Annotated in this window: 16 protein-coding genes and 1 pseudogene; 9 read left to right on the top strand and 8 right to left on the bottom strand. The window is 64.5% G+C overall.

Going from position 1 to position 16,242, the window contains the following annotated elements:
• Positions 1 to 156 precede the first annotated feature (156 nt).
• The gene (locus AB0T83_RS07160; RefSeq protein WP_366192354.1) at positions 157 to 381 is read right to left on the bottom strand and encodes a DUF1127 domain-containing protein; all 225 of its coding nucleotides are present in this window, start codon (positions 379 to 381) and stop codon (positions 157 to 159) included.
• A gap of 124 nt (positions 382 to 505) precedes the next feature.
• Here AB0T83_RS07160 and AB0T83_RS07155 point away from each other — a divergent pair, with 124 nt between their 5' ends.
• A complete protein-coding gene (locus AB0T83_RS07155; protein WP_366192353.1) occupies positions 506 to 1,378 on the top strand; it encodes a LysR family transcriptional regulator in 873 nt (290 codons plus the stop codon).
• A 6-nt stretch (positions 1,379 to 1,384) separates the two neighbouring features.
• Here the strand turns inward: AB0T83_RS07155 and AB0T83_RS07150 are convergent, their stop codons facing one another.
• On the bottom strand, positions 1,385 to 2,344 hold the full coding sequence (locus AB0T83_RS07150) for an NADPH:quinone oxidoreductase family protein (protein WP_366192352.1): 960 nt from the start codon (positions 2,342 to 2,344) through the stop codon (positions 1,385 to 1,387).
• Positions 2,345 to 2,631: 287 nt separating this feature from the next.
• Here AB0T83_RS07150 and AB0T83_RS07145 point away from each other — a divergent pair.
• Together AB0T83_RS07145 and hisN are read left to right on the top strand one after the other, a co-directional pair.
• Positions 2,632 to 2,841: pseudogene (locus AB0T83_RS07145) on the top strand (helix-turn-helix domain-containing protein); the annotation flags it as partial.
• A 154-nt stretch (positions 2,842 to 2,995) separates the two neighbouring features.
• Positions 2,996 to 3,799, top strand: a complete 804-nt coding sequence (hisN, locus tag AB0T83_RS07140) for a histidinol-phosphatase (protein WP_366192351.1) — start codon at positions 2,996 to 2,998, stop codon at positions 3,797 to 3,799.
• Between the two features lie 117 nt (positions 3,800 to 3,916).
• Here the strand turns inward: hisN and guaD are convergent, their stop codons facing one another.
• On the bottom strand, positions 3,917 to 5,221 hold the full coding sequence (gene guaD, locus AB0T83_RS07135) for a guanine deaminase (RefSeq protein ID WP_366192350.1): 1,305 nt from the start codon (positions 5,219 to 5,221) through the stop codon (positions 3,917 to 3,919).
• A gap of 174 nt (positions 5,222 to 5,395) precedes the next feature.
• On the opposite strand from guaD, the gene mgtE reads away from it, so the two are divergent.
• The 4 genes from mgtE to AB0T83_RS07115 all read left to right on the top strand — a co-directional run bounded on the left by mgtE (position 5,396) and on the right by AB0T83_RS07115 (position 10,067).
• Entirely contained in the window at positions 5,396 to 6,772 is a 1,377-nt protein-coding gene (mgtE, locus tag AB0T83_RS07130) for a magnesium transporter (RefSeq protein ID WP_366192349.1), read from the top strand.
• The gene (locus tag AB0T83_RS07125) at positions 6,769 to 7,323 is read left to right on the top strand and encodes a 5-formyltetrahydrofolate cyclo-ligase (RefSeq protein ID WP_366192348.1); all 555 of its coding nucleotides are present in this window, start codon (positions 6,769 to 6,771) and stop codon (positions 7,321 to 7,323) included. Before mgtE ends, AB0T83_RS07125 begins: the two co-directional genes overlap by 4 nt.
• A 77-nt stretch (positions 7,324 to 7,400) precedes the next feature.
• The gene (locus tag AB0T83_RS07120) at positions 7,401 to 8,213 is read left to right on the top strand and encodes a TIGR00282 family metallophosphoesterase (RefSeq protein ID WP_366192347.1); all 813 of its coding nucleotides are present in this window, start codon (positions 7,401 to 7,403) and stop codon (positions 8,211 to 8,213) included.
• Positions 8,214 to 8,306: 93 nt separating this feature from the next.
• Positions 8,307 to 10,067, top strand: coding sequence for an SLC13 family permease (locus AB0T83_RS07115; protein WP_366192346.1), 1,761 nt, complete (start codon positions 8,307 to 8,309; stop codon positions 10,065 to 10,067).
• Positions 10,068 to 10,429: 362 nt separating this feature from the next.
• Here the strand turns inward: AB0T83_RS07115 and AB0T83_RS07110 are convergent, their stop codons facing one another.
• The 3 genes from AB0T83_RS07110 to AB0T83_RS07100 all read right to left on the bottom strand — a co-directional run bounded on the left by AB0T83_RS07110 (position 10,430) and on the right by AB0T83_RS07100 (position 11,954).
• Entirely contained in the window at positions 10,430 to 10,855 is a 426-nt protein-coding gene (locus AB0T83_RS07110) for a PEP-CTERM sorting domain-containing protein (protein WP_366192345.1), read from the bottom strand.
• Positions 10,856 to 11,044: 189 nt separating this feature from the next.
• Positions 11,045 to 11,314 (bottom strand): hypothetical protein, encoded by a 270-nt coding sequence (locus tag AB0T83_RS07105; RefSeq protein WP_366192344.1) that lies wholly within the window; start codon positions 11,312 to 11,314, stop codon positions 11,045 to 11,047.
• A gap of 88 nt (positions 11,315 to 11,402) precedes the next feature.
• Positions 11,403 to 11,954 (bottom strand): hypothetical protein, encoded by a 552-nt coding sequence (locus AB0T83_RS07100; protein WP_366192343.1) that lies wholly within the window; start codon positions 11,952 to 11,954, stop codon positions 11,403 to 11,405.
• Between the two features lie 472 nt (positions 11,955 to 12,426).
• Here AB0T83_RS07100 and AB0T83_RS07095 point away from each other — a divergent pair, with 472 nt between their 5' ends.
• Both AB0T83_RS07095 and AB0T83_RS07090 read left to right on the top strand, forming a co-directional pair.
• Entirely contained in the window at positions 12,427 to 13,167 is a 741-nt protein-coding gene (locus tag AB0T83_RS07095; RefSeq protein ID WP_366192342.1) for a YebC/PmpR family DNA-binding transcriptional regulator, read from the top strand.
• 110 nt (positions 13,168 to 13,277) lie between these two features.
• Positions 13,278 to 13,511 carry an HP1242/YdcH family protein gene (locus AB0T83_RS07090; RefSeq protein ID WP_366192341.1) on the top strand — a complete coding sequence of 78 codons (234 nt, stop codon included), beginning with the start codon at positions 13,278 to 13,280 and terminating at the stop codon, positions 13,509 to 13,511.
• 45 nt (positions 13,512 to 13,556) lie between these two features.
• On the opposite strand, the gene AB0T83_RS07085 is transcribed toward AB0T83_RS07090, so the two are convergent.
• The gene (locus tag AB0T83_RS07085; protein ID WP_366192340.1) at positions 13,557 to 14,972 is read right to left on the bottom strand and encodes a helix-turn-helix domain-containing protein; all 1,416 of its coding nucleotides are present in this window, start codon (positions 14,970 to 14,972) and stop codon (positions 13,557 to 13,559) included.
• On the bottom strand, positions 14,969 to 16,207 hold the full coding sequence (locus AB0T83_RS07080; RefSeq protein WP_366192339.1) for a multidrug effflux MFS transporter: 1,239 nt from the start codon (positions 16,205 to 16,207) through the stop codon (positions 14,969 to 14,971). The genes AB0T83_RS07085 and AB0T83_RS07080 overlap by 4 nt, the downstream gene beginning before the upstream one ends.
• Between the last annotated feature and the right edge of the window lie 35 nt (positions 16,208 to 16,242).

Below are 16,242 nucleotides of genomic sequence, written 5' to 3'. Positions count from 1 at the left end.
GGCAGGCGGCCAGTTCTCGGGCCGCACTTGAAACACAATATCGGCAACCGGGGGCGGTTTTTCAAGCGAAGCCGAGTACGATTTCGGCAGATCCCGAGCTTTCTTGTTGGTCGGTTGCGGGAGTCAGTGAGCCAGACCCGGGTGTAGCCCGGCCGCTCAGCGCCGTTGCAGCCAATGGGCGGGCGCATCCCAGATCAGGCGATCGGCCTCTTTTTCGGCCTGGGCGCGGGTGATCCCCACATCCGCCAGCATCCGGTCGTCCAGTTGCTGCAGGGCCCGCCGCTGGCGGTGGGCCGCCGCAATGGCATGGACCAGACCGCGCAGGGACAGGCGGCGCGGTTGCCGGGGAAGGGTACGGGTGCAGGGGACGGGCGCGGACATGGGGCGTTCCTTTCAGGATTCGTGATGCAGATGTGCTCTTTCATGATTTCCGTTGATGTTTTTGCGCCGCTGTGGTCAATTTGTAAAACGAATGATTTTGAACTAAAGCATCACGGATGGTGATATGAGGCGTGTTCTAGACCTGTCAGCCCTGCGCAGCTTCGTCGCGGTGGCCGACACCGGCGGCGTGACGCGGGCGGCCAACCTTCTGAACCTGACGCAATCGGCAGTCTCGATGCAGATGAAACGGCTGGAGGAGGCGCTGGACGTGCAGCTTCTGGACCGCTCTGCCCGCACCGTGACCCTGACCGCGGCGGGGGAGCAACTGCTCGGATACAGCCGCAAGATGCTGGCCCTGAACGACGAGGCTGTCAGCCGCCTGACCGATACCGTGTTCGAAGGCGAACTGACCCTCGGCGTGCCGCATGACATCATCTACCCGCATATTCCCGGCGTGCTGCAACGCTTCAACGTCGAGTTTCCCCGGATGCGGGTGCATCTGCTGTCGTCCTACACGCGCAAACTGAAGGAAGAATTTGCCCGCGGCGATTGCGACCTGATCCTGACCACCGAGGAAAGCCCCGACGCGCAGGGCGAAACCCTTGCGGCGCTGCCGTTGGTCTGGATCGGGGCGCCCGGCGGGATCGCGTGGAAGCAACGCCCGCTGCGGCTGGGGTTCGAACCGGGCTGCATGTTCCGCGCCCCGGTGCAGCAGGCGCTGGATCAGGCGGGCATCGAATGGGACATGGCGGTGGAATCGGATTCCTCGCGCACCATCGAGGCCTCGCTCAGCGCCGATCTGGCCGTCGGCGCGGTTCTGTCCGGCACCGCCTCGCCGCAACTGGACGAGATCGCGCACGGTGGCGCCCTGCCGCAATTGCCGTCGCGCCAGATCAACCTCTATGTGAACGGCACCGGCCAGGAGCCCCCCGTGGCCCGCATGGCAGAACTTGTGCGCGCGGCCTATCAGACCCGTCGCGCCCGCGCCGTGGCCTGAGCCGGCTCAGGGGGTGATGACCACCTTGCCAGTGGATTTGCGGCTGCGCAGCAGCTCCAGCCCGACGTCGGCTTTCTCCAGCGGCAAGGTGTGGCTGATGTGCGGCCGCAGCTTGCCCTCGGCGTACCAGTCGAACAATTCAGTCATCGATTCTGTCAGCACCTTGGGATCGAAGGCCAGGTAACCACCCCAATACAGGCCATGGACGGTGATGTTCTTGACCAGCAGGTAATTCGCCGGGATCTGTGGCACCTGTCCGGCGGCAAAGCCGATCACCAGCACCCGGGCGCCGGGGCGACAGGCGCGCAGCGCCGCCGAGAACAGCGGATCCCCGACCGCATCATAGACCACGTCGACGCCGCCCATGGCTTTCAGCGCGGCTTTCAGGTCGGGGGTTTCGCTGTCGATCACCTCATCGGCCCCGGCCCGGCGCGCGATGTCCAGCTTCTCGACCCCGCGGGCGCAGGCAATCACCCGTGCGCCCATACGGTGGGCAATCTCCACCGCGGTCAGGCCGACACCCCCGGCCGCGCCAAGCACCAGAACGGTTTCGCCCGGTTGCAGGTTCGCCCGGTGGCGCAGCGCCACATGCGAGGTGCCATAGGCAATCTGGAATGCCGCCGCGTCGGGGAAAGACATGGCATCGGGCAGCGGTACGCAGCGGTCCGCGGGCACGCAGGCCACCTCGGCCAGACCGCCGCCGCCCGAGAAGGTTCCGACGCGCGCGCCGACCGACAGGCCCGTCAACTCGGACCCCACCGCCCGCACCACGCCGGCAAATTCCATCCCCAGGGTCAGGGGAAGCGGCGGCTTTTCCTGGTACTGCCCCTTGATCGTCAAGAGATCGGCGAAATTCAGCCCACAGGCGGCAATGTCGATCTGCACCTCTGTTGGACCGGGCCGGGGGGGCTCCACATCGTTAAGTTGCGGCGTTCCACCGATTTCTTCCAGTTGCCAGGCCCGCATTCGAATCTCCCTGCTCAAAAAACACTGTTTGCTGCACGAGGTTTCGAATATGTGAAGTGTTAACCACTGGTAAAGATTAAGCTGACGTTGCACTGTATTTTTGAGAAATTTTTCCGGTATATGCGTTACAAGAGTGTTGCACGCCCCGAAGCGGTCGCTTTCCGGTCCTGTACCCATTGTGCGGGGACACACCGGAACAGCACAGCGGGAGAATCCCAACCGGTCCAGAACGGACCTGGCGTTTCGGCCTTCACCAGTTTGGTTTTGAGCGATTTGGGAGAACAGGAATGCCACATCCAGTGGACACCCATGTGGGGAACGTCATCCGTCAACGACGGCGCGAGATGTCGATGACACAACAGCAACTGGCCGAGCAGGTCGGGATCAAATTTCAGCAGATCCAGAAGTACGAAACCGGGGTGAACAGGGTCAGCGCCTCTCGCCTTTGGGAAATCTCGCAGGCCTTGTCGGTGCCCATTGATCATTTCTTCAAGGGCTACAATCCAAGGGCGCAGGATCCGGCAATCGAAGTGACACCGTTCCGCCGCTAGGGCCGAGCCTTGCGGAATACTGTCCCCGGCCTTGCAGGCCGGGTGACAGATGCGGATGCGCCCGCTATGACACCTCCATCTTCACGTGCGGGTGGTCAAAGTGGTCCAGAAATCAGAACTCTCCGGTCTAATAGAGTGTGCCCGGCAACTGGCCGATGCGGCGGCCCGGATCAGCCTGTCGCATTTCCGGACGCGGGATCTGGCGACCGACAACAAGGCGGCAACGGGCTTCGACCCGGTCACCATCGCGGATCGCGAAGCCGAGCGCGCGATGCGGCAGCTGCTGGCGGCGCTGCGGCCACAAGACGCGATTCTTGGAGAGGAATTCGACGCCAAAACAGGGACTTCCGAACTGACATGGATCCTTGATCCCATCGACGGCACGCGCGGGTTCATGTCGGGAACACCCACCTGGGGCACGCTGATCGCCTGCTGCACGGCGGACGGCCCGCTTCTGGGCCTGATCGACCAGCCGCACACCGGAGAGCGGTTCATCGGCACGCCTGACGGCGCATATCTGGCGCATCGCGGCACGACAACACCGATGACGGCGGCCGCCACGACCGACCTGTCGCGGGCCATTCTGTTTTCAACCTTCCCCGAGATCGGCACCCCGCTTGAACACGCTGCCTTCACCCGCGTGGCCGACCGTGCCCGGCTGGTGCGCTATGGCATGGATTGCTACGCCTACGGGCTGCTGGCCATGGGCCAGATCGATCTGGTCATCGAGGCCGGGCTGAACGCCTATGACATCGCCGCCCCGGTCGCGGTGATCGAGGCCGCCGGCGGGATCGTCACCGATTGGCAGGGCGGGCCGGTCTGGCAGGGCGGGCAGGCGCTGGCCGCCGCCACGCCCGAGCTTCACGCCGCCGCACTGGCGCTTCTGAACGCGCCAGACGGGTAGGGCGCTGCATCCCGCAGCCAATGCACGCCCGGATTTTTCTTGTCGAAAATACTCACGGTGCGACGCCGGCCTCACGCGGGCCGTGGCCGCATCCCCGCCACGTGCCCATATGCCGGATCACGTCTGGCCCCCGACCTGACGCCCCTGCACATAGGTCGCCGCCACTGACCGGTCGTCACCCATCATGATGGTGGGAAAGACCGCCTCCCAGATGTCATGGGCCTGCGCGTGGCGCTGCGCGATGGCGGGGGTGGCGGCCAGGTCCAGCACCACCAGATCCGCATCGCTGCCCGGCGCCAATGTGCCAAGGCGATCGTCCATCCGCAGCGCGCGGGCCGAGCCTTCGGTGGCCAGCCACAGCAGCTGCGCCGGATGCAGAGCGGTGCCGCGCAACTGGCCGACCTCATAGGCCGCAGCCATGGTGCGCAGCATGGAAAAGCTCGATCCGCCGCCGGTGTCCGTGGCCAGCCCGACGCGCTGTCCGGCGCGGCAATGGTCCATGGTCGCGAACAGGCCCGAACCGATGAAGGTGTTCGAGGTCGGGCAATGGATCAGGCTGGCGTCCACCTCGCGCAGCCGGTCGATCTCGCGGGCCTCCAGATGAATGGCATGGCCGTACAGGCCGCCGGGGCCGAGCAGCCCGTGGGATTCGTAGGTGTCCAGATAATCCTGCGCCTCGGGGAACAGCTCGCGGACCCAGGCGATCTCCTCGTGCTGCTCTGACAGATGGGTCTGCATCAGGCAGTCGGGGTGTTCGGCCCAAAGCGCCCCGAGCGCGGCCAGCTGCTCGGGCGAGGAGGTGGGAGAGAATCTTGGGGTGATGACATAGGCCGCGCGCCCGCGCCCGTGCCAGCGGGTCAGCAGCGCCTTGCTGTCGTCATAGGCGCTTTGGGCGGTGTCGCGCAGACCGCCGGGTGCGTTGCGGTCCATGCAGGTCTTGCCGGCGGCCACGCACATGCCACGGGCCTCGGCCGCCTGGAACAGCGCCTCGACGCTTTCGGGGTGGATGGTGCAGAAACTGGCCACTGTGGTGGTGCCATTGGCCAACAGCAGATCCAGATAGCGCGCCGCGATCTCGGCGGCATAGGCCGGGTCGCCGAACTTCATCTCTTCGGGGAAGGTATAGGTGTTGAGCCAGTCGATCAGCCGCTTGCCCCAGCTGGCGATCATCGCGGTCTGGGGATAGTGGGCGTGGGCATCGACAAAGCCGGGCAGGATCAGCCCGTCGCCATGGTCGATCCGCCGGGCATCGGGATGGGTGGCCAGCACGGTGTCAGCGGGGCCGGAGGCCAGGATCTTGCCACCGGCCACCGCCACCGCGCCCCGGCGATCGTGACGGACGGCACCCTCCGGTGGCCCGGCGAAAGGATCGTCCTGAAACTGCACAACCTGACCCAACAGTATCGTCACCTTGCCCGCCATTGCCCAACCCTTTCCTGCCTGAGCCCACAGCCGGTTTGCACGCCACACCGGGGCCATTCCGGCCAAGCATGGCAGTTTGTGGCAAATCCGTACATGCCCCCCTTGCCGAGCGGACCAACCCCTTGTTAGGTCGAGCCTACGGCACGTCGAGACAGCACCGCAGCGGAGGGGCAGATGAGCGAACATCCCGAGAATTTCGAGCCCGCCGACACCGTCCTGGATCCGCGCCGGATCACGAAAATCCTGGCTGCGGTGGCCGACCGTGACGCCGGCCTGCTGAACGACAACCTTGAAGGCCTGCACCCCGCCGACATCGCCGACTTCCTGGAACAGGTCAGCGACGGCGACCGCGATGCCTTCCTTGAACTGTGGTCCGGCGAGGACGCGGGCGAGGTTCTGTCGGAACTGGACGAGGGCCTGCGCGAAGAGGTCATCGGCCAGCTGGATCCGGCGGCCCTGTCCGAAGGTGTCCGCGATCTGGAAACCGACGACGTGGTCGATCTGGTCGAGGACCTGGAGGACCACCAGAAGGAAGCCATCCTCGACGCGCTGGAAGATTCCGACCGGTTCGCGGTAGAACAGTCGCTGGCTTTCCCCGAGGACAGCGCCGGCCGCCTGATGCAGCGCAACGCGGTCACCGCGCCCGAGGATTGGACCGTGGGCCAGATGATCGACCATCTGCGCGACTCGACCGATCTGCCCGAACAATTCTACCATGTGACCCTGCTGGACCCGCGCATGTGCCCGGTCGGCAATGTCACCCTTGGTCGTCTGCTCAGTTCATCGCGCGCCACGCTGCTGAAGGACATCACAGAAGAGGTCTTCATCCCGATCCCGGTCACCGAGACCGGCGAGGATGTGGCCTATGCCTTCAACCAGTACCACCTGATCTCGGCCCCGGTGGTGGACGAGGCCGGGCGGATTGTCGGCGTCATCACCATCGACGACGCGATGATCGTGCTGGACGAGGAAAACGAGGAAGACCTGCTGCTGCTGGCCGGGGTCAGCGGTGAAACCAGCCTGTCCGACACGGTGGCCGAAACCGTGCGGGCGCGGCTGCCGTGGCTGGCGGTGAACCTGCTGACGGCGATCATCGCCTCGCTGGTGATCTCGCAGTTCGAGGATGCGCTGACACAGGTGGTGGCGCTGGCGGTGCTGATGCCGATCGTGGCCTCGATGGGGGGCAACGCGGGCACCCAGTCGCTGACGGTGGCGGTGCGGGCGCTGGCCACGCGCGACCTGACCGGGTCGAACGTGACGCGGGTGATCCGGCGCGAGGCGCTGGCCGGGCTGGCCAACGGGGTGTTCTTCGCGGTGGTCATGGGGCTGATCGGCGGGCTCTGGTTCAGTTCGCTGACCATCGGGCTGGTGCTGGGCGTGGCGATGATCATCAACCTTCTGGTGGCAGGGCTGTCGGGCATCCTGATCCCCATCGCGCTTGAGAAACTGGATTTCGACCCGGCGCTGGCCTCGGGCACTTTCGTGACCACGGTGACGGATGTGGTGGGCTTCTTCGCCTTCCTGGGTCTTGCCAGCTATGTGCTGCTGTGAACGCCGAGGCCAAGGCCGCCGCCCGCAAGGCCGGGTTCGCCCGGCGCAAGGCGGCGCATCGGCAAACCGACCCGGCCCCGGCGCTGGCCGCGCTGCGCGCGGTCCTGGCCGATCATCAGGGCGCGATCCTGTCGGGCTATATGGCGATCCGCACCGAGATCGATCCACTGCCGGTCATGGCCGACTGGGCGCGTACCGCCCCGGTGGCGGTGCCGGTGATCCTGGGCAAGGGCCAGCCGCTGAGCTTTCACCGCTGGACCCCCGAGGCCGAGATGATCGACGGTCCGTTCGGTGCCCGCATTCCGGCCCGGCCCGATCCGCTGGTGCCGGAGGTGCTGATCGTGCCGTTGGTGGCGTTTTCGCGCAGCGGCGCGCGGCTGGGCTATGGTGGTGGCTTCTACGACCGCACGCTGGAAGGGTTGCGCGCGCGGGGGCGGGTGCTGGCCATCGGCCTGGCCTATGCCGCGCAGGAAGATCCCGACCTGCCGGTCGACCCCGTGGATCAGCCGCTGGACCTGATCGTCACCGAACAGGGCGTGATCCGTCCCTGATCGGCCTGTGCCCCCAAGCCGCCCCGCGGATCGCAATTCCGCTTGCCCCGAACCCGCGCGCCGCCTAGGCACGGCCTATGAGACTTCTATTTCTGGGTGACATCGTGGGGCGGTCCGGTCGGACTGCGGTTCGGGACCGGTTGACGCAATTGCGGGCCGACTGGAAGCTGGATTTCGTCGTGGTCAACGGCGAAAACGCGACGTCGGGCGCGGGGCTGTCCCCGGATCATGCCAAGCAACTGCTGGAGGCTGGCGTCGATTGCCTGACCCTGGGCGATCACGCCTTCGATCAGCGCGACATGCTGGGCTTCATCGAGAAGGAGCCGCGCATCCTGCGGCCGATCAATTTCGCCAAGGAAGCGCCGGGCAGCGGCGCCCGGATGTTCAAACTGCCGGACGGGCGCAAGATCCTGGTGGCGCAGGTCCTGGGCCAGGTGTTCATGAAGCGCCCCTTCGACGATCCGTTCTCGGCGCTGGACCTGCTGTTCCGCCGCAATCCGCTGGGCGGTCAGGCGCAGGCGATCCTGCTGGATGTCCATGCCGAAGCCACCTCGGAAAAGATGGGGCTGGGCCATTTCAGCGATGGCCGCGCCTCGCTGGTGGTGGGCACGCACACCCATGTGCCCACAGGCGATGCGCAGATCCTGCCCGGCGGCACCGGCTATCAGACCGATGCCGGCATGTGCGGCGACTACAATTCCGTCATCGGCATGGACAAGGCCGAACCCCTGCGCCGCTTCGTGACCGGCATGGGCAAGGGCCGGTTTGTTCCCGCCAACGGAGAGGCCACCCTGTCGGGCGTTCTTGTGGAAACCGATGATCGCAGCGGCAAAGCGACCTCGATCCGCATGATCCGTCACGGCGGCCGCTTGGAAACCACGACAGCGTGAGATTTCCGTTGTCCCTGCGCGGGTGTTCTGTCTGTTATGGCACCGGTGTGACGTGAAGAGGGACCAGACCGCACAATGATGGCCTTTCCCGGAATGGAACATGCAGCGCCGATCATCGCCCTGATGATCGTGGGGCTGATGTTCATCGGATTTCTGCGCGAGACCTTCCCCGCCGAGGTCGTGGCCCTGGGCGGGGTGTCCGCGATGCTGGTGCTGGGGATCCTGCCCTATGACGCCGCGCTCAAGGTGTTGTCGAACCCCGCGCCCTGGACCATCGGGGCGATGTTCATCGTCATGGGGGCGCTGGTGCGCACCGGCGCGCTGGAATGGTTCATCAGTCAGACCGAGGTGGTGTCCCGCAGGAAACCCTTCATGGCGATCCTCGTGTTGCTGTGCTTTGTGGTGGTGGCCTCGGCCTTCGTGTCGAACACGCCGGTGGTGGTTGTCATGATCCCGGTGTTCACGCAACTGGCGCGGTCACTGGGGCTGGCGCCGTCGAAACTGCTGATCCCGCTGTCCTATGCCGCCATCATGGGCGGAACGCTGACCCTGATCGGCACCTCGACCAACCTGCTGGTTGATGGTGTCGCGCGCGAACAGGGGTTGGAGCCTTTCACCATCTTCGAAGTGACGCCGCTGGGCCTGGCGGTGGTCGCCTGGGGGGCGATCTATCTGGGTGTACTGGGACCGAAGTTGTTGCCGGAGCGGGACAGCATGTCGAGCCTGCTGTCGGGCCGCAAGGGCATGAAGTTCTTTACCGAAGTGGCGATCCCCGAAGGCAGCGCCCTGATCGGTCAGACCGTGATCGAGGTGGATCTGTTCAAGCGGGACGGCGTGCGCCTGATCGACGTGTTGCGAGGCGATGCCTCGTTGCGCCGCGATCTGTCGGCGGTGGTGCTGGAGCCGGGCGACCGCGTCGTTCTGCGCACCCAGATCGCCGAGGTTCTGGGCCTTCAGAAAAACCGCGACCTGCGCATGGTCGACAAGCTGTCGTCGGTGGAAACCACCACGGTCGAGGTTCTGATCACGCCGGGATGCCGCATGGTCGGGCGGTCGCTGGGCGCGCTGCGCCTGCGCCGCCGGTATGGTGTCTATCCGCTGGCGGTGCACCGGTCGAACCAGAACATCGGGCGGCAGATGGATGACATCGTGGTGCGCGTGGGCGACACGCTGCTGCTGGAAGGCGCGCCCGAGGATATCCAGCGTCTGGCCGCCGACATGGAACTGGTGGATGTCTCGTCGCCCTCGGCTCGGGCCTACCGGCGCAGCCATGCCCCCGTCGCCCTTGCGGCGCTGGCGGGCATCGTCGTTCTGGCCGGGCTGGGCGTCGCGCCGATCCTGATGCTGTCGGTGATGGCCGTCGCCGTGGTGCTGCTGACCCGCTGTATCGATGCCGAGGAGGCGTTCTCTTTCGTCGACGGGCGGTTGCTGGCGCTGATCTTCTCGATGCTGGCGATCGGGGCCAGCCTGGAAGCCTCGGGCGCGGTCAGGCTGCTGGTGGACGCTGTCGCGCCGTTGCTGACGGGCTTGCCGCCCTTCGTGCTGGTGTGGTCGGTCTATCTGCTGACCTCGGTCCTGACCGAGCTGGTGTCGAACAACGCCGTGGCCGTGGTGGTCACACCGGTGGCGATCGGACTGGCGGCGGCGCTGGGGATCGATCCGCGTCCGCTGGTGGTGGCGGTGATGATCGCGGCCTCGGCCAGCTTTGCCACGCCGATCGGCTATCAGACCAACATGATGGTCTATGGCCCGGGCGGCTACAAGTTCAGCGACTACCTGAAGGTCGGGATCCCGTTGAACCTGACCATGGGCATCCTCGTTTCCTTCCTGATTCCCTTCATCTGGCCCCTGTGAAGCGCAGGATCAATGTGGGCGGGGGGCATTGACCGACCGGGCGTTGGGGGCAGGACCGTGGGTTAAGGAGCGTGGCGCATCAGGGAAGGTGACCGCGCCGTCAAATGACGCCGTGAGCTTGCCCGTCAGGCTTCACCACCCACAACCCAAACCCACAGCCTGCGACGCCAAGCACGCGCCACGGGGCGTTCGTGGCGGTGGTGTTGAATGGGTCTGATACAGGGGAAGGGGTCGTGCAACATGTGCTGTCAGGCAGCGGACGGGCGCGCGGTTCACACATGCTCATGTGGTGCCAAGCAAGCGTGGTCGCAAAAGAAAAAGGGGCCCGAAGGCCCCTTTCCCAAATTCATGATCCGATAGGATCAGGCGCGTGCCTTGCGGCGGCGGGCCAGACCCAGCAGACCCAGACCACCTGCCAGCAGGGGCAGAGCGGCCGGAAGCGGAACTTCCGAGGTCGTGAAGGATGCACCAACGTTCACCGGGTAAAGGATGCCGTCTTCCCAGTAGATGGTGAACGTGTCACCCACGTCCATGAAGCCACCGGGCAGCGAAGCCAGAGCCGAAGCTGCGGTCTTCGAGAACACGATCACGATGCCGTCGTTCTTGAACGAGTTGACCGTGGCCGAGGTGAAGCCGTACTCGATGTTGTCCAGATCCTTGCCACCGTTCGAGCCGGTGCCGGACAGTGCGATGGTGTTCACACGCAGGCGCTCAAGGGCGGTGTAGGTGAACTCGGCGGTGTCGCCGGGGTTCAGGATCTCGTTGGTGGTCACGGACACATTGGCCATGATGTCCGCGGTCGTGACCTTGTTGGACGGTGCCGGCACGGGGCCGGAGCCGTATACAACAACTGCTGCAGAAGCGGCATTTGCTGCGAAAATGGATGCGGCGATGGCCGCTGCTTTCAAAAACTTGCTCATACGGTGTTACCCTCTCTTAACTCCTGCATAGAGTTATGGGGCAAAACTGGCCTTGGGTCAACAAATCGTTGCGATTTCTCCCGCATAGGGTGCGCGGCCTGAAGTCATCCACGTATCGCCAAAAAACAGCGCTAAAATCGGTAAGCTGTTGATTAAAAATAAATAACACTGGAAGTGGCGCGAAGGAAATCGCCGGACTCTGCTCAATATACGGGCGGGCCTGAAAAGGTCAGCCAGCTCCGGAACGAGAATCTTTCTAAATTTTTCATGTGATTTGGGGATCAAGTGCCGACGGAGGCAGGCGATTCTGCCGGAAATGTCCAGCATCTTCGGACATTTCGGGGCGAATCTGCACCCGAAAACAAGGCGGGAAGGGCATAATATGCCCTTCCCTGGAGTTGTTCAGATGTGGATGTCAGGACTTGGCTTTGCGCCGAGCCATCCCCAGCAGGCCGAGTGCACCGGCAAGAAGCGGCAGGGCCGCGGGCAGGGGGACTTCGGACGTGGTGAACGATGCGTTGATCGATGCTGCGCTTGTCGCACCGCTCTCGGTCCAGTACAGCGAGAACATGTCCCCTGCGTTCATGACAAATCCGTTCAACGACGCGACCCCTACGGAGGACGTCGGACCAAACGTGAAGATCTGACCATCATTCAGGAAGGACGAGGTCGTTGCCGACGTCAGTCCGAATTTGATGGCGCGGACGGTTGCGCGCGAACTGGTTGCGCTCAGGGCGATGGTGTTGACGCGCAGACGCTCCAACGCGGTGAACTTGAACTCGTCAAGATCTCCGGGTGACAGGACGTCCGCCACGTTGACGGTATCACCAACAGAAATGTCGGTCATGACCAGTGCGTTTACGGCGGCGGGCGTGGGGCCGGCACCGTAAACAACCACGGCAGCACTTGCGGCATTGGCCGTCAGCAGGGCCGCTGCAACGGCTGCGCCTCTCAAAATAGCTTTCATAATCGCGCTTCCCTCTCGTCAAACATTAACCAAACATCGCAAAATCTTTCCCAAAGGTCAACGTGCGCGTTAACGTATCCCCCCGGTCAGAGGTTCTCTTGAGTGAATATTTCCCGGTACTGGGCGGCTGCCTTGTCCGCCTAACCCAAGGTAAAGTCAGCAAATATGCCGAGTGTCTGTTGCTTTGCAGGCGCGGGTGCCTGAAGGTCCGGAAGTTCGCAACTTTATCGGTAGTCAACCAGTGTGACCGGGGTCACACAGCTATAGGTTGTATTGTCGCGAAATACTGGACCCGTCCCGTGCTTTGCGGGGTCGTGATTCTTGCCTGATCGCGTTTTGACCCGATCCATCTCCTTGGCAAAACCGGCGGGCCGCAGGCGCATGGCGGGGGCTGTCAATTGACCGGGGCTTGCAGCCGCGCGCGGGCCTGCTTTATAGAGGCGCATCGCTTCACAGGCAGAGGAATTCGTGTATGGCCGGCCATTCCAAATGGGCAAACATCCAGCATCGCAAGGGCCGTCAGGACGCTGCACGGTCAAAACTGTTTTCCAAGCTTTCCAAGGAAATCACGGTTGCGGCAAAGATGGGCGACCCGGATCCGGACAAGAACCCGCGTCTGCGTCTGGCGGTCAAGGAAGCCAAGTCGAACTCGGTCCCCAAGGATGTGATCGATCGCGCCATCAAGAAGTCCCAGGGCGGCGACGCGGAAACCTATGACGAAATCCGTTACGAAGGGTATGGGCCGGGCGGCGTCGCCGTTATCGTCGAGGCGATGACCGACAACCGCAACCGGACCGCGTCCAGCGTGCGGTCGACCTTTTCGAAGAACGGCGGCAACCTTGGCGAGACCGGCTCGGTGTCCTTCATGTTCGACCGCAAGGGCGAGATCATCTATCCGGCCTCGGTCGGCGATGCCGACACGGTGATGGAAGCGGCAATCATGGCCGGAGCAGAGGATGTGGAAAGTTCGGAAGAAGGCCACATCATCTATACCGCCGACACCGATCTGAACGACGTTTCGAACGCCATGGAAGAGGCGCTTGGCGAAAGCGAAAGCACCAAGCTGATCTGGAAGCCGCAGACCACGACCGAGCTGGACCTGGACACCGCACAGAAGCTGTTCAAGCTGATCGAGACGCTGGAAGACGATGACGACGTGCAGAACGTCACCGCCAATTTCGAGGTTTCGGACGAGGTCATGGCCGCGCTTTGACGTCTCGGCGGGCAGTTTGCCTGCATTTGCGTCCCTCGCAAATGACACGTGTCAAGGTGCGGGGCGATGCATTTTTCTAGGATATATGGGCGCTACCAACGAGGTTTGAGATGGCCCATACACCCCATGACCTGTCAGACGAGTTTCCCGATCGCATCCATGTGCTGCGCGACCTGCGCATGAAGGACGCCACGGTTGCGCGTCTGGTGGATGAATACAATCAGATCAACGAAACCCTGTACCGGGTCGAAACCAACAAGCTGCCCATGGCCGATGTCGAGGCCCTGCGGCTGCGCAAGTCCCGCATTGCCCTGAAGGGCGAAATCGCCCGGATGCTGGGATAGGCTTCGGACCGGCTTGGCCGGCCCGCCTGCGCGGGCCGTTTTCGCTCAGCCCTCGACCTCATAGGGCAGGGTGCCGCGCCGGTTCGGATCGACCACAAGACGCCGTTCCAGCGGCGGAACCGACCGCTGGTGACAATTCGTGCGTTCGCAGATCCGGCAGGAGATGCCGATCGGCTCGAACGCCTTGGCGTTGTCCAGGTCCAGATCGTCGGCGTAGACCAGCGATCCCGCATGCTGCACCTCGCACCCCAGCCCCACCGCATAGCGCCGGATCGGCGCGTGAAAGCTGCCGCCGGGTTTCGACACATCCCGCGCGAGGCAGAGATAGCGCCGCCCGTCCGGGGTTTCGGCCAGCTGCCGCAGGAATTGCCCCGGCGTTTCCAGCGCCCGGTGCACGTTCCACAGCGGGCAGGCACCGCCATAGCGGGCGAATTGCAGCAATGTGGCCGAATGGCGCTTGGTGATGGTGCCGGCCTGATCGACCCGCACGAAGAAGAAGGGGATGCCCTTGGCGCCGGGGCGTTGCAGTGTTGACAGGCGATGCGCCACCTGCTCGATCGAGGCGCCGAACTGGTCGGCCATGCGCTCAAGGTCGTGCCGGGTGGCCTGCGCCTGCTGCTGGAACAGCCCATAGGGCAGCAGGGCCGCGCCGGCGAAATAATTGGCCAGCCCGATCCGGGCGATGGCCGCGGCCTCCTCGGACTGGAACCGGGCCAGATCCAGCGTCGCCCCGATCAGGTCGCCCTGGGTCAGCAGCGCCACCTGATGCAGCAACTGGAAAGTGACCGAGGCCGCCGGCGCCCGGTTGGACAGATGCAGGAACTTGCTGTCCGGATCATAGCCGCGCAGAACGGCATTGTCCTCGAACCGGACGCTGACACCGATCTTTTCCAGCGCGTCCAGCGCCCGCCGACGCAGATCCGGATGGCCGCCCACCAGCGGCGCGCCTTCGGCAAAATGTTCGGCCGCGCGATCCACCGCGTCGATGTAATTGTCGCAATAGTGAAAGAAATCGCGCACTTCCTCCCACGGGGACTGGGCGTGGCTGCTGCCGCCGCCCGCGCCCAGGGCCTCGTCCAGCGACGCCAGCCGTTCGTGCGTCCGGCGATAGGCATGATGCAGTTCCAGCAGGGCCCGGGCCAGCGCCGGCGCGTTCGAGGCCACCAGCCGCAGATCGGCCAGCGGTGGATCGTCGCCAGAAAACACCGGGTCCGCCAGTGCTTCGCGCATGTCCGACACCAGCCGCTCGCTCTCGCTGTTGCTGAGTTCGGTCACATCCAGCCCGAATTCCTGCGCCAGTGCCAGCACCACCCCCGCCGCGATGGGTCGGTGGTTGTTTTCCATCTGGTTCAGATAGGGCAGCGAGACTTCCAGCTTCTCGGCAAAGGCCTTTTGGGTCAGGTCCAGCCTGCGGCGGATGTCGCGCAGCTTGGCGCCGGCATAGATCTTCTGGCGGGTCATGGCTGCATCTCGGACGGGTCCGTCGCGCCGACAAGGCGGGCGCGGCGGATGACATATACGATCGACAGCACCGACAGGGCCGAGGTCACGAACATCATCCAGATCAGCGGATAGGCGCCGCGCCCCGGTACCAGAACCGCCGCCGCCAAGGCCGAGAGCGCCGCGCCGCCGCCGATCATCATCGCGCCGCCAAGGCCCGAGGCGGTGCCAGCGAGACGCGGCCGCACCGACAGCATCCCGGCGGTGGCATTGGGCAAGACCAATCCGTTGCCCAGCCCCACAAAGGCGGTGAAGCCGAAGAAGACCCACGGGTTGTGCCAGCCCGCCAGTGACAGGATCAGCGACAGGCCCAGCCCGATACAGCTCAGCAGGGTTCCAGACAAGATCATCACGTTGATGCCGCGCCGGACCGAGAACGCGCCCGAGATCGCATTTCCCGCCATATAGCCTACGGCCGGAGAGCCCAGCAGGATGCCCAGCATCAGGGGGCTGAGCGAGAACACCTCGGTGCCGACGTAGGGTGCGCCGCCGAGATAGGCGAAAAACGCCCCCGACGAGAACATGGCGGCGAAGTTGTAGCCCCAGAAGCGGGGGGAGCGGAGCAGTTCGGGCGCCTCGCGCATTTGGTCGGCCAGGGCGTTGGGGCCGGGCGTGGCGGTTTCTCCCAGGTCGGCCCAGGTCAGGTACAATGCGCCCAGCCCTAGGATGCCGAGGATATGGAAGGTCCATTCCCAGCCCAGAAGCTGATCGATGGCGCCGCCCAGCATCGGCGACAGCATCGGCACCAGCGCCATGCCCATGGTGACATAGCCAATCATCGAGGCGGCTTCGTCCTGTGGAACCACATCGCGCACGATGGCCCGCGACAACACCATGGTGGCCACCACCACCGCCTGTCCCATGCGCAGGGTTAGATAAACCTCGACCGAGGGCGAAAACGGAATCGCGAAGGAAAACACCACGAACAGGGCCAGCGACCACAGCAGCACCGGGCGTCGGCCCATCCGATCCGACAGCGGCCCGATGATCAGTTGCAGCACCGCGTTGACCGCCAGATACAGCGTCACCGAAAGTTGCACGACGCCATATCCGGTGTCGAAATGCGCGGCCATCGCGGGCAGCGAGGGCAAAAACATGTTCATCGCCGCCGCCGACATGCCCGCCAGCACCACCAGCGTGGCAAGGTGCGGCGGCGTGTCCCGGTCCAGGAACGTGTGCGGGTAGCGGGCAGCCATGGTTGTGTCCTTCGTTCGATGGGCGCGGCAAATCA

Source organism: Meridianimarinicoccus marinus (assembly GCF_040689105.1).
Lineage (GTDB): Bacteria > Pseudomonadota > Alphaproteobacteria > Rhodobacterales > Rhodobacteraceae > Meridianimarinicoccus > Meridianimarinicoccus marinus.
This window is presented reverse-complemented; position numbering and strand designations above follow the sequence as displayed.

Excerpts from the sequence above, each read along its gene's own strand:
- mgtE (WP_366192349.1), top strand. The coding sequence starts at position 5,396 with ATGAGCGAACATCCCGAGAATTTCGAGCCCGCCGACACCGTCCTGGAT.
- guaD (WP_366192350.1), bottom strand. The coding sequence starts at position 5,221 with ATGGCGGGCAAGGTGACGATACTGTTGGGTCAGGTTGTGCAGTTTCAG.
- AB0T83_RS07100 (WP_366192343.1), bottom strand. The coding sequence starts at position 11,954 with ATGAAAGCTATTTTGAGAGGCGCAGCCGTTGCAGCGGCCCTGCTGACG.
- AB0T83_RS07085 (WP_366192340.1), bottom strand. The coding sequence starts at position 14,972 with ATGACCCGCCAGAAGATCTATGCCGGCGCCAAGCTGCGCGACATCCGC.
- AB0T83_RS07155 (WP_366192353.1), top strand. The coding sequence starts at position 506 with ATGAGGCGTGTTCTAGACCTGTCAGCCCTGCGCAGCTTCGTCGCGGTG.
- AB0T83_RS07080 (WP_366192339.1), bottom strand. The coding sequence starts at position 16,207 with ATGGCTGCCCGCTACCCGCACACGTTCCTGGACCGGGACACGCCGCCG.
- AB0T83_RS07090 (WP_366192341.1), top strand. The coding sequence starts at position 13,278 with ATGGCCCATACACCCCATGACCTGTCAGACGAGTTTCCCGATCGCATC.
- AB0T83_RS07095 (WP_366192342.1), top strand. The coding sequence starts at position 12,427 with ATGGCCGGCCATTCCAAATGGGCAAACATCCAGCATCGCAAGGGCCGT.
- AB0T83_RS07120 (WP_366192347.1), top strand. The coding sequence starts at position 7,401 with ATGAGACTTCTATTTCTGGGTGACATCGTGGGGCGGTCCGGTCGGACT.
- AB0T83_RS07150 (WP_366192352.1), bottom strand. The coding sequence starts at position 2,344 with ATGCGGGCCTGGCAACTGGAAGAAATCGGTGGAACGCCGCAACTTAAC.
- AB0T83_RS07110 (WP_366192345.1), bottom strand. The coding sequence starts at position 10,855 with ATGGCCAATGTGTCCGTGACCACCAACGAGATCCTGAACCCCGGCGAC.
- AB0T83_RS07105 (WP_366192344.1), bottom strand. The coding sequence starts at position 11,314 with ATGCTGGACATTTCCGGCAGAATCGCCTGCCTCCGTCGGCACTTGATC.
- AB0T83_RS07160 (WP_366192354.1), bottom strand. The coding sequence starts at position 381 with ATGTCCGCGCCCGTCCCCTGCACCCGTACCCTTCCCCGGCAACCGCGC.
- AB0T83_RS07115 (WP_366192346.1), top strand. The coding sequence starts at position 8,307 with ATGGAACATGCAGCGCCGATCATCGCCCTGATGATCGTGGGGCTGATG.